This window comes from Actinomadura sp. NPDC048021, assembly GCF_040653135.1.
Classification (GTDB): domain Bacteria; phylum Actinomycetota; class Actinomycetes; order Streptosporangiales; family Streptosporangiaceae; genus Spirillospora; species Spirillospora verrucosospora.
Genome location: NZ_JBEZJQ010000016.1, coordinates 63,455 through 76,687 on the forward strand (window position 1 = coordinate 63,455; position 13,233 = coordinate 76,687).

13 protein-coding genes are annotated in these 13,233 nt (G+C 75.3%); 7 read left to right on the forward strand and 6 right to left on the reverse strand.

Translation table 11 applies throughout. From position 1 onward, the window contains the following. Nucleotides 1-163 precede the first annotated feature (163 nt). Both AB0C87_RS25745 and AB0C87_RS25750 read right to left on the reverse strand, forming a co-directional pair. Nucleotides 164-943 carry an ABC transporter permease gene (locus AB0C87_RS25745; protein ID WP_360579913.1) on the reverse strand — a complete coding sequence of 260 codons (780 nt, stop codon included), beginning with the start codon at nucleotides 941-943 and terminating at the stop codon, nucleotides 164-166. A 68-nt stretch (nucleotides 944-1,011) separates the two neighbouring features. Continuing rightward, nucleotides 1,012-1,968: an ATP-binding cassette domain-containing protein gene (locus AB0C87_RS25750; RefSeq protein WP_353835874.1), complete on the reverse strand. Its 957-nt coding sequence runs from the start codon at nucleotides 1,966-1,968 to the stop codon at nucleotides 1,012-1,014. A gap of 93 nt (nucleotides 1,969-2,061) precedes the next feature. Between AB0C87_RS25750 and AB0C87_RS25755 the strand changes: the two genes are divergently transcribed. Beyond that, nucleotides 2,062-2,811, forward strand: a complete 750-nt coding sequence (locus AB0C87_RS25755) for a TetR/AcrR family transcriptional regulator C-terminal domain-containing protein (protein WP_353835875.1) — start codon at nucleotides 2,062-2,064, stop codon at nucleotides 2,809-2,811. Here the strand turns inward: AB0C87_RS25755 and hrpB are convergent. Then, nucleotides 2,798-5,305: an ATP-dependent helicase HrpB gene (hrpB, locus tag AB0C87_RS25760; RefSeq protein ID WP_360579915.1), complete on the reverse strand. Its 2,508-nt coding sequence runs from the start codon at nucleotides 5,303-5,305 to the stop codon at nucleotides 2,798-2,800. The genes AB0C87_RS25755 and hrpB overlap by 14 nt on opposite strands. A 287-nt stretch (nucleotides 5,306-5,592) precedes the next feature. Here hrpB and AB0C87_RS25765 point away from each other — a divergent pair, with 287 nt between their 5' ends. Continuing rightward, nucleotides 5,593-6,360 carry an NERD domain-containing protein gene (locus tag AB0C87_RS25765; RefSeq protein WP_345183554.1) on the forward strand — a complete coding sequence of 256 codons (768 nt, stop codon included), beginning with the start codon at nucleotides 5,593-5,595 and terminating at the stop codon, nucleotides 6,358-6,360. Nucleotides 6,361-6,415: 55 nt separating this feature from the next. Here AB0C87_RS25765 and AB0C87_RS25770 read toward each other — a convergent pair whose 3' ends face one another. Both AB0C87_RS25770 and AB0C87_RS25775 read right to left on the reverse strand, forming a co-directional pair. Continuing rightward, nucleotides 6,416-6,823 carry a hypothetical protein gene (locus AB0C87_RS25770; protein ID WP_345183670.1) on the reverse strand — a complete coding sequence of 136 codons (408 nt, stop codon included), beginning with the start codon at nucleotides 6,821-6,823 and terminating at the stop codon, nucleotides 6,416-6,418. A 190-nt stretch (nucleotides 6,824-7,013) separates the two neighbouring features. Next, a complete protein-coding gene (locus tag AB0C87_RS25775) occupies nucleotides 7,014-7,379 on the reverse strand; it encodes a hypothetical protein (protein ID WP_345183556.1) in 366 nt (121 codons plus the stop codon). Nucleotides 7,380-7,478: 99 nt separating this feature from the next. Here AB0C87_RS25775 and AB0C87_RS25780 point away from each other — a divergent pair, with 99 nt between their 5' ends. Further along, entirely contained in the window at nucleotides 7,479-8,201 is a 723-nt protein-coding gene (locus AB0C87_RS25780) for a histidine phosphatase family protein (protein ID WP_360579917.1), read from the forward strand. Here the strand turns inward: AB0C87_RS25780 and AB0C87_RS25785 are convergent. After that, nucleotides 8,185-9,675 (reverse strand): GAF domain-containing protein, encoded by a 1,491-nt coding sequence (locus AB0C87_RS25785; protein WP_345183560.1) that lies wholly within the window; start codon nucleotides 9,673-9,675, stop codon nucleotides 8,185-8,187. The two genes, AB0C87_RS25780 and AB0C87_RS25785, sit on opposite strands and share 17 nt — an antisense overlap. Before the next feature lie 228 nt (nucleotides 9,676-9,903). Between AB0C87_RS25785 and AB0C87_RS25790 the strand changes: the two genes are divergently transcribed. The 4 genes from AB0C87_RS25790 (at nucleotide 9,904) to AB0C87_RS25805 (ending at nucleotide 13,114) form a co-directional block, all read left to right on the forward strand. Then, nucleotides 9,904-10,089, forward strand: coding sequence for a hypothetical protein (locus tag AB0C87_RS25790; RefSeq protein ID WP_345183562.1), 186 nt, complete (start codon nucleotides 9,904-9,906; stop codon nucleotides 10,087-10,089). A 74-nt stretch (nucleotides 10,090-10,163) separates the two neighbouring features. Then, entirely contained in the window at nucleotides 10,164-10,727 is a 564-nt protein-coding gene (locus tag AB0C87_RS25795; protein WP_353833162.1) for a hypothetical protein, read from the forward strand. A gap of 34 nt (nucleotides 10,728-10,761) precedes the next feature. Beyond that, nucleotides 10,762-11,820, forward strand: coding sequence for a low specificity L-threonine aldolase (locus AB0C87_RS25800; RefSeq protein ID WP_360579920.1), 1,059 nt, complete (start codon nucleotides 10,762-10,764; stop codon nucleotides 11,818-11,820). Between the two features lie 100 nt (nucleotides 11,821-11,920). Continuing rightward, nucleotides 11,921-13,114 carry a beta-ketoacyl synthase N-terminal-like domain-containing protein gene (locus tag AB0C87_RS25805; protein ID WP_345183568.1) on the forward strand — a complete coding sequence of 398 codons (1,194 nt, stop codon included), beginning with the start codon at nucleotides 11,921-11,923 and terminating at the stop codon, nucleotides 13,112-13,114. The last annotated feature ends 119 nt before the right edge of the window (nucleotides 13,115-13,233 follow it).

The following is a 13,233-nucleotide window of genomic DNA, read 5'->3' on the forward strand; positions in this document are numbered from 1 at the left end:
CTCCTGTCTTGTTATTGTTTAACACACCGTACGGGGCGGGCTGGGGGCCGTGGGGCGCCCCGTCTTCGGGGCCGGGGGGGTGTTGTTCGCGGCGCCCGGAGCCCCTGCCCGAGGCGTGCTACCCGGCGCTGGCGCTGGCCCGGCACCGGGCGTCCCTCCTGCCCTAGCGGCCGAGGGCGCGGTAGCGGCGGACCGACAGCGGGAAGAACACCGCCGCGATCACCAGCGGCCACACGACCGCCATCAGCACGCTGTGCTGCGCCGCCCACGACCCGCCGGCCACGGGCTCGCCGAACAGCTCCCGGCACGCCGTCACGGTCGCCGACATGGGGTTCCACTCGGCCACCGCGCCGAGCCAGCCCGGCATCGTGCTCGGCGCCACCAGGGCGCTGGACAGGAACCCGATCGGCCACACCAGGATCTGCACGGCCGCCACCGACTCCGGCCCCTTGGCGACCAGGCCGAGGTAGACGCCGAGCCAGACCAGCGAGAAGCGCAGCAGCAGCAGGAGGCCGAGCCCCGCGAGGGCCCTGCCCGCACCGTCGTGGACGCGCCAGCCGATCAGCACGCCGCAGGCCGCCATCACGGCCAGCGCGACGACCGAGTGCAGCATGTCGGCGGTGGCCCGGCCCACGACGACCGCGGACGAGGCCATCGGCATCGACCGGAACCGGTCGGTCACCCCCTTGTTCGCGTCGCTGGCTATCGCGGCGAACGTCGTCTCGACCCCGAACGCCATCGTCAGCGCGAACATGCCGGGGACGATGAACGCCCGGTAGCTGCCGCCGCCCGGGACGTCCATCTGCCCGCCGAACAGGTAGCCCATCATCAGCACGACCATCACCGGGAACAACAGCCCGACGGCGACCTCGCCCGGCTTGCGCGCCCAGTGGGCCAGGGCGCGGTTGGTCAGCACCCACCCGTCGGCCGCGGCCCACCTCATCGTCCGGACGCTCAAAGAACGGCCTCCTTGTGGGGGGACGACCCCCCACGCCCCCCGGCTCGCTTCGCTCAAAGAACGGCCTCCTTCTTCTCCGTGAGGTGCAGGAACACCTCGTCCAACGTCGGGCGGCGAAGGCCGATGTCGGCGACCGCGACGCCCGCCTCGTCCAGGGCCCGGACGGCCTCGGTCAGCGCGGCGGCCCGCCCCGACACCGGCGCCCCGACCCGCAGGGCCTCGGCGTCGACGTCCGCCTCGCCGTTCGCGACCCGGCCGACGATCTCGGCGGCGGCGGCGAGGTCCCCGGGGTCGTCCACGACGACCTCGACGCGGTCGCCGCCGAGCCGCGCCTTGAGCTCGTCGGGGGCGCCCTCGGCGATGACGCGGCCGTGGTCGATCACCGAGACGCCGGAGGCGAGCCGGTCGGCCTCCTCCAGGTACTGGGTGGTGAGCAGGACGGTCGTGCCGCCGTCCACCAGGTCGCGGATCGCGTCCCACACCTCGCCCCGGCTGCGCGGGTCGAGGCCGGTGGTCGGCTCGTCCAGGAACAGCACGGGCGGCGCGAGGATCATCGACGCGGCCAGGTCGAGGCGCCGCCGCATGCCCCCCGAGTACTCCCCCGCGGGCTTGGCGGCGGCGTCGGTGAGCCGGAACCGCTCCAGCAGCTCGTCCGCCCGCCGCCGCGCCCGCGCGGCGCCGAGGTGGTGCAGGCGGCCGAACATGACGAGGTTCTGCCGCCCGCCGAGCACCTCGTCGACCGCCGCGTGCTGCCCGACGAGCCCGATGCGGCGCCGCACCTCGACCGCGTCGCGGACCACGTCGTGCCCGGCGACGCGGGCGACGCCGCCGTCCGGCCGGGCCAGCGTGGTCAGGATCCGGACGGCGGTGGTCTTGCCCGCGCCGTTCGGGCCGAGCAGGCCGTGCACGGTCCCGGCGGGGACGCGCAGGTCCAGCCCGGCGAGGGCCTCGGTGCCGCCGTAGCGCTTGCGCAGCCCCTCGGCGACGACCGCGAACCGTGGTTCCGTCACCCGTCCTCCAAAACTATGTACGCAGTACGGATTTGCCATCGCGGCCAATATAACGTACGCAGTACAGAGTTTCATCCCTGAGAGGATCGGCCGGTGACCGAGTACAGCGGGGCGGGCGACCCCAGACGCACCCTGGAGCTGCTGTGGGGGGTGCGGGAGCGCCCCAGGCGCGGGCCCAAGCCGCGGCTGACCGCGGAGGAGATCGTCCGGGCGGCGATCCGGCTGGCCGACGCCGAGGGCCTGGACGGGCTGTCGATCCGCCGCATCGCCGAGGACCTGGGCGTCTCCCCCATGTCGATCTACACCTACGTGCCGGGCAAGGCGGAGCTCGTCGACGTCATGGTCGACCGCGCGTTCGCCGAGCTGGAGCCCCCCGCCCACGACTCCTGGCGGGCCCGCCTGGAGCACATCGCCCGCGACAACTGGGCGCTGTTCCACCGGCACCCGTGGCTGCTGCAGATCACCACGGTCCGGCCGCCGCTCGGCCCGAACACGTGCGCCAAGTTCGAGTACGAGCTGCGCGCCGTGGACGGCCTCGGCCTCAGCGACGTGGAGATGGACTCGGTCGTCGCGCTCGTGACCGGCTTCGCCGAGAGCGCCGCCCGCGTGTCGGTCAACGCCGCCGAGGCCGAGCGCCGCAGCGGCATGACCGACGAGCAGTGGTGGGAGGCGAGCGCCCCCCTCCTGGAGACGCTGGTGAACGAGGACGACTACCCGCTCGGCACCCGCGTGGGCGCCGCCGTCGGGTACGAGTACGGCTCCGCCGTCGCGCCCGGGCGCGCCTTCGAGTTCGGCCTCGCCCGCGTCCTGGACGGCATCGAGGCGCTGATCAGCTCCCGCTAGCCCGCCGGGTCCGCTTCGTCGGCACGGCCCGCGCCGGGTCCTCGGGCCACGGGTGCTTGGGGTAGCGGCCGCGCAGCTCGGCCCGGACCGCCCGGTACCCCTCGCCCCAGAACGAGGCCAGATCCGCGGTGACCGCCGCGGGGCGCCCCGCCGGCGACAGCAGGTGCACCACCAGGGGCACCCGCCCCCCGGCGAGCCGCGGCGCCGCGTCCCACCCGAACAGCTCCTGCAGCTTCACGGCGAGGACGGGGCGCTCGCCCGAGTAGTCGACCCGGATCCGCGACCCCGACGGGACCTCGATCCGCTCGGGCGCGTACTCCTCCAGCCGCTTCGCCAGGTCCCAAGGCAGCAGGCCGCGCAGCAGTCCGGCGACGTCGACCCGCGCCAGGTCGGCCCGACGCCGCGCGCCCGACAGCCACTCCGGCGCCCGCTCCAGCAGCGCCGCGTCGTCGACGGCGGGCCACGGCTCCCCGAGGGCCGCGCGCAGGAACGCCAGCCGCTCGCGCAGCGCGACGGCCGCCGGCGTCCAGCGCAGCAGCCCGAGCCCCTCCGCGCGCACCCCGTCCAGCAGGGCGGCGCGCACGAGACCGGGGTCGGGGTCGCGCAGCGGCCGCGCCTCCAGCTCGATCGCGCCGAGCCGCTCGACGCGGCGCGCCACCACGTCCCCGTCGCGCCACACGACCTCCTCGGCCGTCTCCACCAGCGGCGCCGCCGCGGACCGCGCGACCTCCTCGTCGATCACCACGGCCTGCCGCACCCGCGCCGACGCCGACCCGGCGGGACGGTCGGCCGCCGCGACCGCGAGCCAGCCGGGCCGCGCCCCGGCCAGTGCCGACCCCTCCGCCAGCTCGGCCCCCGTCCCGGAGGCCATCAGGTAGCCGCTCCCCCGCCGCGCCCGCGCGACCCGCTCCGGGAACGCCAGCGCCACCACGGTCCCCGCGACGCGGTCGTCGCCGATCCCCGGCGGGGCCCCGGCGTCCGCGGTGAGCGACCTCTGGAGGCGGGCCGCCTCGTCGCGCCAGCGCGCCGCGTGCGGGTCGGCGGGGCGGCTCCGGCCGCGCAGGCCGCGCCAGACGGCGGTGAGGTCATCGCCCGCCGATCGGGGCGGCGGCTCGGAGAGCAGGGCGACGATCTGCGCCGCGTCGCGGGCGCCGACCCGCGGGGCGCCGTCCAGGAGGGCGCGGGCCAGGCGGGGGTGCAGGCCGACGCGGGCCAGCCGGCGGCCGCGGTCGGTGGCGCGGCCGTCCTGCAGGGCTCCGAGGGCGTGCAGGGTGGAGCGGGCGGCGTCCATCGCGGCGGCCGGGGGCGGGTCGGGCAGGGCGAGGCCGGTCGCGCCGGGGTCGCCCCAGCAGGCCGCCTGGAGGGCGAAGCCGGTCAGGTCCGCCAGCTCGATCTCGGGGCGGGGACGGGCCGGAAGCCGGTCGTGCTCGGCCTGCGTCCAGCACCGGTAGACGGCGCCGGGGGCCTCGCGCCCGGCGCGCCCGGCGCGCTGGTCGGCGGTGGCGCGGGACGCGCGGACGGTGGTGAGCGAGCCGAGGCCGCGGGCGTGGTCGGTGCGCGGCTCGCGGGCGAGGCCGGAGTCGACGACCGCGCGGACGCCGGGAACGGTGAGGCTCGACTCGGCCACCGAGGTCGCGAGGACGATCCGGCGGCGCGACGCGGGCGCGAGCACCTCGTCCTGCACGCGCCCCGGCGCCTGGCCGTGGATCTGCAGGATCTCGGCGGGCGCGCCGGCCAGCAGCCCGGCGACGCGGGTGATCTCGCCGACCCCCGGCAGGAAGCACAGGACGTCGCCGTCGCGCTCGGCCAGCGCCCGGCGGGCGGTCGCGGCGACGTGCGCGAGGAACCCCGGGTCGACGCGCATGCCGTGCGGCGGCGGGAGGGGGCGCGGCGGCGGCGCCCAGACCGTCTCGACCGGATGGAGCGCCGCCGCGGTCTCCACGACCGGGGCGCCGCCGAGCAGGCGCGACCACGGGCCGGTGTCGGCGGTCGCCGACGCGGCGACCAGGCGCAGGTCGGGGCGCAGCGCGGCGCGGACGTCGAGCAGGAACGCCAGCGCGGTGTCGGCGTCCAGGTGCCGCTCGTGGCACTCGTCCAGGATCACCGTGCCGACGCCGTCGAGCTCGGGGTCGGACTGGAGGCGCTGCAGGACCACGCCCGTGGTCACGACCTCGACGCGGGAACCGGGGCGGGTCTCGCCGCGGACGGTGACGCCGACCCGGCCGCCGACGCGTTCGCCGAGGAGCCAGGCCATGCGGCGCGCGGCGGCGCGGGCGGCGAGGCGGCGGGGCTCCAGGACCAGGACCCTGCCGGGCGCGGGCGGGGCGCCCTGACCCTGCGCGAGGGCGAGCCCGGCGAGGGCGAGCGGGACCAGGGTGGTCTTCCCGGTGCCGGGCGGCGCCGCCAGGACGGCCGCGCCGTGCTCGTCCAGAGCCGCGCGCAGGGCGGGGACGGCCTGGCGGACGGGGAGGCCTTCGGCGGCGCTGAGGTGCATCGTCCCAGTCTGCCGCGCCGCTCGCGCCCCGGAGCAAACAATTGCAATGAAAAGGGCCTTGAATCTTGCGGTGATAGTTGCACCGCGCCTTTCAGCCAATCTCGGGGGGCTCTTCTCCGGTGTTCCCCGAATCGTCTCACCCAATCACACCCGAACGGGCAGGTGAGCAATGTCCCAGGCCCAAGAAGTGGCGCGGAAGTTTGATTTAAGTCACCTCGCAAAGTGTGGCGGGAATGCCGGAGCATCCCCATACTGGTGGCGTCTAAGCAGGTGCTGGGAGGACGGACATGTTCGGCAGCTCCATCTACCTCAGGGACCGCCCCGCTTTCACCGGCGGTTCGCCGCAGGCGGTGTACGAGGAACTCTGGCAGCGGGGCCGAAAAGGACGATTGCGGACACGCGCCTTTCTGGCGGCGGCGACGCTCGTGCTGTGCGGGCTGCTCGTCAACGCCGTTTTCGGAATCGCGATGGCCGTTCTGGTGGCGACAGCTGACACGCTCGTCCATTGGCGCATTTACAGCGCGTCGCGGGTGTGGCGCCTCGGGCTGCGCGGCGACCAGCGCATGGACCGGTTCCTGCGCTACACGCTGGAGCGGCGCGGGCACCGCGTGCTGCACGCCCGGACGGTTCCCGGGCACGGCATCGCCGACGAACTGGTGGTCGGGCCCGGCGGCGTCTGGCTCGTGCACAACGAGGCGTGGTCGCCCGGGGCCGAGGTCTCCCAGCACGGCGGCAGGCTCTTCATCGACGGCCGGACGCAGACCAAGCTCGTCCGCGGGCTGACCGCGCGGGCCGAGGCCGCCGCGGAGGCGGTCTCCCGCGCCGCCGGGACGCCGGTGTCGGTGACGCCGGTGCTGGCCGTGCACGGCGGCAAGCTCGCCCGCACGCCGTTCACCGCCGACGGCATCGTGTTCGCCCCGCCGCTGAAGCTGATCCGCTGGATGCGCCGCAACCCGACCGCCGACCGCTCCCCCGAGGAGATCGAGGCGATCGCCCGGGCCGCCGTGCGCGCCCTGCCGGTCGGCTCCCCCAGCTCGGCGCACGCCGCGGCGTGACCGGCCCCTCTGGCAGGAGGACGGCATGACCCACAGACACCTGTGGCCGGAGGGCTCACACGCCGCCGCTCACAGGGCGCCCACCGCCCGCGGGGGTTCCGCCACCTCTGCGGGCGGTGCGGCGCAGCCACAGCAGACCCACGACGGGCAGGATCAGAGGCACGAACCCGTAACCGCGCCCGTAGACGGACCAGACGGTCTCGTCGGGGAACGCGGCGCGGTCGGCGATGCTGAGCGTGCCCACGGCGAGCACGCCCGCCAGCTCCGTCGCGCAGGCGGCGACTGCGATCCGGAACGAGGTCCGGCCGCCCCGGGCCAGGGCCACCGTCGCCACGACGTAGACGGCGGCGGCGACCGCCGACAGCAGGTAGGCGACCGGCGCGTCGGAGAAGCGGGTGGCGATCTGCACCCCCGCCCGCGCACCGGCCGCGAGCGCGAAGACCGCGTAGACGGCGACCAGCAGCCGTCCCGGCCCACCGGCGGTGGCGCCGGGCCGGGCACCGCCGCCCGTGCGGGCCTCGGCGCCGGCGCGGGCGCCGTCGTCCGCGCGGGCCAGCGGCTCCCGGACCGCGGTCTCGGGGACGGGCGCGTCCTCGGGGACGGGCGCGTCCTCGCGGACGGGCTCGGTCTCGCGGGCGGTCTCGTGTTCGGGGTCAGGCACCGGTGCCGCTCCACAGCTGGTTCATCCGCACGATCATGACGGCGACGGCCACCCCGGCCACGACGAGCACCGTGGGGCCCCACCGGGTGCGCTCCAGCAGCCCCCACCCGGCGCCGGCGACGGGGATCAGCAGCGACCCCAGCAGGTAGCCGACGAAGGTGGCGGGGCCCTCCGGCCCCTCGCCGCCGGAGAGCTTGACGAAGGCGACCACGGCCTGCGCGACCAGCAGCACCTCCAGGACGCCGAACGCGCCGAGGTCGGCGGCGCCCATCGCCCGGCCGCGCAGCGCCGTCACCAGCGCGTAGCCGGCGGCCAGGAGCGCCACCACGATGGTCGTGGCGGACAGCACGTTCGTCACGGCACCAAAGAGTACTACCGGCTGTAGAGCAACCGCGCCGCCGCCCGGCGGGCCCCCGCTCCGGCGGCGCGGGATCGGGAAGCCGCCGGGCATGGCAGCATGGCGGGCGTGAACGCGCTGCGATGGCTGACCCTGACCCGGCACGGAGAGAGCACCGGCAACCTCGCCTACCAGGCCGTCCTCGGCACCGACGCCGAGGAGGTCGACATCCCCGAGCGGGACGCCGACGTCCCGCTGTCGGACACCGGGCGGGCGCAGGCGGCGGCGCTCGGCCGCTGGCTGGAGGACCTCCCCGAGGACGAGCGCCCCACGACGGTGATCGCCTCCCCCTACGTGCGCGCGCTCGACACCGCCCGGATCGCGCTCGCCGAGACGACCTTCGCCGCCCCGCGGATCCAGGTGGACGAGCGGATCCGCGACCGCGAGCAGGGCATCCTGCAGGGGCTCACCCCCCGCGGCGTCCGCGCGCGGTTCCCGGAAGAGGCCGACCGGCTGCGCCACCTCGGCAAGTTCTACCACCGCCCGCCCGGCGGCGAGTCGTGGGCCGACCTGGCGCTGCGGCTGCGCAGCTTCTACCGCGACCTGCACACCGGCGCCCCCGGCGGCCGGGCCCTGGTCGTCGCCCACGACGCGATCATCGTGATGACCCGCTACCTGGTGGAGGAGCTGACCGAGGCGGAGGTCATGCGGATCGAGAAGGAGCCCGTCGCCAACGCGTCGGTCACCCGCTGGCGCCACGACGGGAGCGGCCTCGCGGCCGTCTGCTACAACGACTGCGCCCACCTCGCCGCCGCGGTGCCGCCTCCTACGGCTCGCCGCTGAGCAGCCGGGCGCTGCGCGAGGTCACGGCGGCCAGCCGCGGATCCCCCGGCGGCAGGACGCCCCGCAGCCGCTCCAGCGCCTCCAGGTCGCCGCGCCCCGGCTCGGTCTGCGCGTAGGCCCACAGCACGTCGGCGCCGCCGCCGTCGAGCACCTGCCGCCGGACGCGCACCGTCAGCTCGTCGCGTTCCGCGCGGACGGCGGGCGCGTCCGAGCGCGGCAGCAACTCGCCCCCGTACAACCGCACGGCGCCGGCGACGTCCCCCTCGTCGAGCATCCGCCGGACGGCGAGGAAGTCGGCGTCGACGGCGCAGCCCAGCCGGTAGGGGCGGGCGCGCACCACGTCGCCGAACTGGTGGCGGAGCCGGTGGATCTCCGGGCGGACGGTCGCCGCGCTGCCCTCGTCGCCGTACAGGCACAGCGACAGCCGGTCGCCGCTGAGGCCCCGCGGATGGAGCGCCAGCAGCGCGAGGATCTCGGCGTGCCGCAGCGTCAGGTCGAACCGCCGCCCGTCCAGCAGCGCGTGCGGCCCGTCGCCCAGCAGCGCCAGCGTCAGCAGCGGCGCCTCGGCGACCACGGGCCTGGCCGCCAGGCCGCGCCCGGACCGGGCGCCGTCGTCGACCCGGCCCCGCGCCCCCGGGATCCGCAGCAGGAACGCCTCGCCCAGGGGCTCGGCGACGGCGGTGCGGCCGTCCGGCAGCTCGACCGTCCCGCCGGGCTCGGGGACGGCGACGCGCCGGCCGACCAGCCCGCCCGCCGGCGCGGCGAGGATGCGGCCGGTGACGGTGGCGAGCACGCCGGTGCCGCGCAGCCCCCGCAGATGCGGCAGGAGCCGCTCGCGCAGCCGCTGGTCGCGCACCAGCATCTCGTTCTCCAGCCGCGCCTCGGCCAGCCGCGCCGCGGCGGCGACGAGCGCGACGGTCGCCGGGTGCAGCGCCTGCACCGTCGCGCTGACGTCGATGCAGCCGACCACGCGCCCCGAGTCGGGGTCGGTGATCGGCGCGCCGGCGCACGACCAGCGGTGCAGGACGTGCGCGACGTGCTCGGCGGCGTACACGTACTCGGGCCGGCCGGAGGCGAGCGCGGTGCCGATGCCGTTGGTCCCGACGGCGTCCTCCGACCACAGGAAGCCCGCGGTCAGGCCGATGGCCTCGGCGGCGCGGCGGGCGAAGGCCGGGCCCTGCGTCCACAGCACGTGCCCGGCGGCGTCGGTGATCACCATCAGGTGCTCGGTCTCGTCGGCGACCCGCCGCAGCAGCGCCTGGAGCATCGGCAGGTGCGGTTCGAGGGGGTGGACGCCGCGGGCGTCGGCCAGGGAGTCCCGGTCGAACACCAGGGGCGCCGCGTCCATGCCCGCGTCGACGTCGGCGTCTTGGGAGCGCCGCCACGACTCGGCGATCGGCGTCCGGACGGTCCCCGGCTCGCGCACCACCATCAGCCCTTTCTCCCGGAGCGACATCCGGCTCCGTTCGAGCATCGGTCCATCGCCTGGGCGGTGCAACCGATTCGCCGGATCCCGCCTGACCGGATCACGGCACGGTCCGTGACCGGATGATCGCAACGTGCATGCAACGTGGGAGCGCCTACCGTGAGCGGCGCCGGGGAGCCGGAGGACCATCCCGTGGGTCCGCCGTCCCGCACGCGTCCGGGGGGAATGCGTGCGGGACGGCCTCCGCTCCCGGCGCTACGGGGGGAGAACCGACCCATGCTCTGCCTGACGTGCCACCGCGTCCGACCGGCCGCCAGCCGGGCGGACTACACCGCCGAACGCGCCTCGCTCATCGTGCGGCAGGGGCTGTGCGCCTGCGGCGCTCCGCCCGGCCCGCGCGCCTTTCCGGACGAACGGCCGCCCGTCCGCGAGGCCGCGCGGACCGCCGAGATAAACCGGTGAGTTCACAAAACGTTCACGGTCGATTCGCCTACAGTTTAAGGAGATTCCACCCGCCGGCCCCGGAAGGGAGCGCCATGACCGTGATACCGGGTCTCGTCCGCCGCGCCGCCGCCGAGGTGGAGCGCCATCTGCGCGAGGGCGCCGGCGCCCTCGTCAGGGCCGGTCGAGATCTGGAGCGGTCGGCGGAGATCGTCCTGCTGCTCCCCGCCCTCGTCGAGCGTCTGTCGATCCTAGAGCAGTCGGTCCGCGTCCAGGACGCCGAGCTGCGCACGATCCGCACCGAGCTCGACTCGCTGGTCGGGCAGCTCAACGACCGGCTGCTGCCGCGCCTGGACGAGCGCATGGACGACACCGAGCGCGACCTGGCCGCCATCGCCACCAGCCTGATCCGGACCGGCCGCGAGTCCGCCGGCGACCACGCCCGGCTGGAGGCCACCGAGCGGCGCGTCGCCGACCTGCGCGCCAAGGTCGCGGCGCTGGAGCAGCGGACCGGGCTGTGGCGCGACCTGCAGTCCACCGTCACCCGGTTCGGCGACGACCTCGACGCGATGCGCGCCCGGATGGCGCTGCGCACGGCCGAGCCGCCGCCGGACGCCGCGCCCGCCCCGCTCCAGGACCTCACCGACCGCCCAGCATAAGGGGACATCGGCGGACGTCCTGGAGAATGGGGGCATGACTCAGCCGTCCGACATCCGTCCGTCCGCCGCGCGCGGTTTCGCCAGCGACAATCAGGCGAGCGTCCACCCGGAGGTCCTCGCGGCCCTGGCCGAGGTCAACACCGGGCACCAGCCCGCCTACGGCGACGACGCCGTCACCGGCCGGCTCCGCGAGGTCGTCCGGCGCCACTTCGGCGAGCAGGCCGAGGTATATCCCGTCTTCAACGGGACGGGCGCGAACGTGGTGTCGCTGCAGGCGATGTCGGAGCGGTGGAGCGCGGTGGTGTGCCCGGAGTCGGCGCACATCAACACCGACGAGTGCGGCGCCTCCGAGAAGATCGCGGGGCTGAAGCTCGTCACGGCGCCGGCCCCGGACGGCAAGCTCACCCCCGAACTGGTGGACCGGTACGCGACGGGCTTCGGCAACATCCAGCGGCGGGAGCCGGCCGTCGTGTCGATCACCCAGAGCACCGAGCTCGGCACCGTCTACACCGCGCGGGAGACGGCGGCCGTGGCGGCGGCGGCGCACGAGCGCGGCCTGTCGGTCCACATGGACGGCGCCCGCATCGCCAACGCCGCCGCGTCCCTCGACCTGCCGCTGCGCGCCCTCACCACCGACGCGGGCGTGGACGTGCTGTCGTTCGGCGGCACCAAGAACGGGCTGCTGCTCGGCGAGGCGATCGTCGTGCTGAACCCGGGCGCCGTGCGGGGGCTGGCCTACCTGCGCAAGTCGAGCATGCAGTTGGCGTCCAAGATGCGGTACGTGTCGGCGCAGCTCATCGCGCTGCTGGACGGCGACCTGTGGCTGCGCAACGCCGCGCACGCCAACGCCATGGCCCGCCGCCTGGAGGACGCCGCCCGCGCCGTCCCCGGCGTCGAGATCACCCAGGCCGTGCAGGCCAACACGGTGTTCGCGCTCATGCCGAAGGACGCGGCCGAGCGGCTGCGCAAGCGGTTCCCCTTCTACACCTGGGACGAGGCGACCGGCGAGGTCCGCTGGGTCTGCTCCTTCGACACGACCGAGGACGACGTGGACGCGTTCGCCGCCGCGCTCGCCGAGGAGACGGCGGGCTGACCGGCCCGGCCATCCCGATCATCGGGAGCGCCCCCGCCCGCCGGCCGGGCCGCGGGCTATGGTGTGACCGAACAGGATTCGGTTACAGGAGGCGAGCCCGATGGCCAACCGCACCTTCGTCGTCGGCGTGGGCATGACCAAGTTCGAGAAGCCCGGCTCTCGCGACTGGGAGTACCCCGACATGGCCAAGGAGGCCGTCGGCCACGCCCTGGAGGACGCGGGCGTCGGCTACGACGCCGTCGAGGCGGCCTACGCCGGCTCGATGTACGGATCGATGGGCCAGCGCGCCCTCTACGAGACCGGCATGACCGGCATCCCCGTCATGACCGTCATGAACGCGTGCGCGACCGGGTCCAGCGCGCTGTACCTCGCCCGCCAGGCCGTGCGCGGCGGCCTCGCCGACTGCGCGCTCGCGCTCGGCATGGAGAAGATGAAGAAGGGCTCGCTCGGCGCCGGCATGGGCGAGTCCAAGGTCACCATCATCGACCACCACCTGCGCTCCATGACCGCGGGCCGCGAGTGGGAGCTGGACAAGGCGCCCATGCCGCAGATGTTCGGCAACGCCGGACGCGAGCACATGGAGAAGTACGGCTCGACCCCCGACCACTACGCCTGGATCGGCTGGAAGAACCACAAGCACTCGGTCAACAACCCCTACGCGCAGTTCCAGACCGAGTACTCCCTCGACGACGTCAAGAACGCCACGATGATCTTCGACCCGCTGACCAAGCTCCAGTGCTCCCCCACCTCCGACGGCGCCGCAGCCGCGCTCGTCGTCAGCGAGCGGTTCCTGGACGAGCACGACCTGTGGGACCAGGCCGTCGAGATCGCCGGCCACCACATCGCGAGCGACACCGGGGAGAGCTTCGCCGACCACTCCTCCATCCAGGTCGTCGGCTTCGGCGTCTCCCAGCGCGCCGCCCGCAAGGCGATGGACGAGGCCCAGGTGTCCATCGACGACGTCGACGTCATCGAACTGCACGACTGCTTCAGCGCCAACGAGCTCATCACCTACGAGGCGCTCGGCATGGCCGAGGTCGGCGAGGGCCACAAGCTCGTCGACGACGAGGCCACCACTTACGGCGGCAAGTGGGTCGTCAACCCCTCCGGCGGCCTCATCTCCAAGGGCCACCCCCTCGGCGCCACCGGCCTCGCCCAGTGCGCCGAGCTGACCTGGCAGCTGCGCGGCAAGGCCGGCGCCCGCCAGGTGGACGGCGCCCGCGTCGCCCTCCAGCACAACATCGGCCTCGGCAGCGCCTGCGCCGTCGCCGTGTACAAGCCCGCCACCGCCTGACCCCGCGGGACAGGCACAGGGCCAGGGCCGTTCGCCCCGTCCCTCCGCACGAGGCTCGGCTAGGCCTCACGTGGAAGGGCGGGGCGAACCCGTCCCGGGCCGCGCGGCGGCCAGCGGCC

Coding starts and splice junctions, on each gene's coding strand:
- AB0C87_RS25795 (WP_353833162.1), top strand. CDS start 10,164: ATGACCGTGATACCGGGTCTCGTCCGCCGCGCCGCCGCCGAGGTGGAG.
- AB0C87_RS25800 (WP_360579920.1), top strand. CDS start 10,762: ATGACTCAGCCGTCCGACATCCGTCCGTCCGCCGCGCGCGGTTTCGCC.
- AB0C87_RS25785 (WP_345183560.1), bottom strand. CDS start 9,675: ATGCTCGAACGGAGCCGGATGTCGCTCCGGGAGAAAGGGCTGATGGTG.
- AB0C87_RS25745 (WP_360579913.1), bottom strand. CDS start 943: ATGAGGTGGGCCGCGGCCGACGGGTGGGTGCTGACCAACCGCGCCCTG.
- hrpB (WP_360579915.1), bottom strand. CDS start 5,305: ATGCACCTCAGCGCCGCCGAAGGCCTCCCCGTCCGCCAGGCCGTCCCC.
- AB0C87_RS25780 (WP_360579917.1), top strand. CDS start 7,479: ATGGCGGGCGTGAACGCGCTGCGATGGCTGACCCTGACCCGGCACGGA.
- AB0C87_RS25790 (WP_345183562.1), top strand. CDS start 9,904: ATGCTCTGCCTGACGTGCCACCGCGTCCGACCGGCCGCCAGCCGGGCG.
- AB0C87_RS25765 (WP_345183554.1), top strand. CDS start 5,593: ATGTTCGGCAGCTCCATCTACCTCAGGGACCGCCCCGCTTTCACCGGC.
- AB0C87_RS25805 (WP_345183568.1), top strand. CDS start 11,921: ATGGCCAACCGCACCTTCGTCGTCGGCGTGGGCATGACCAAGTTCGAG.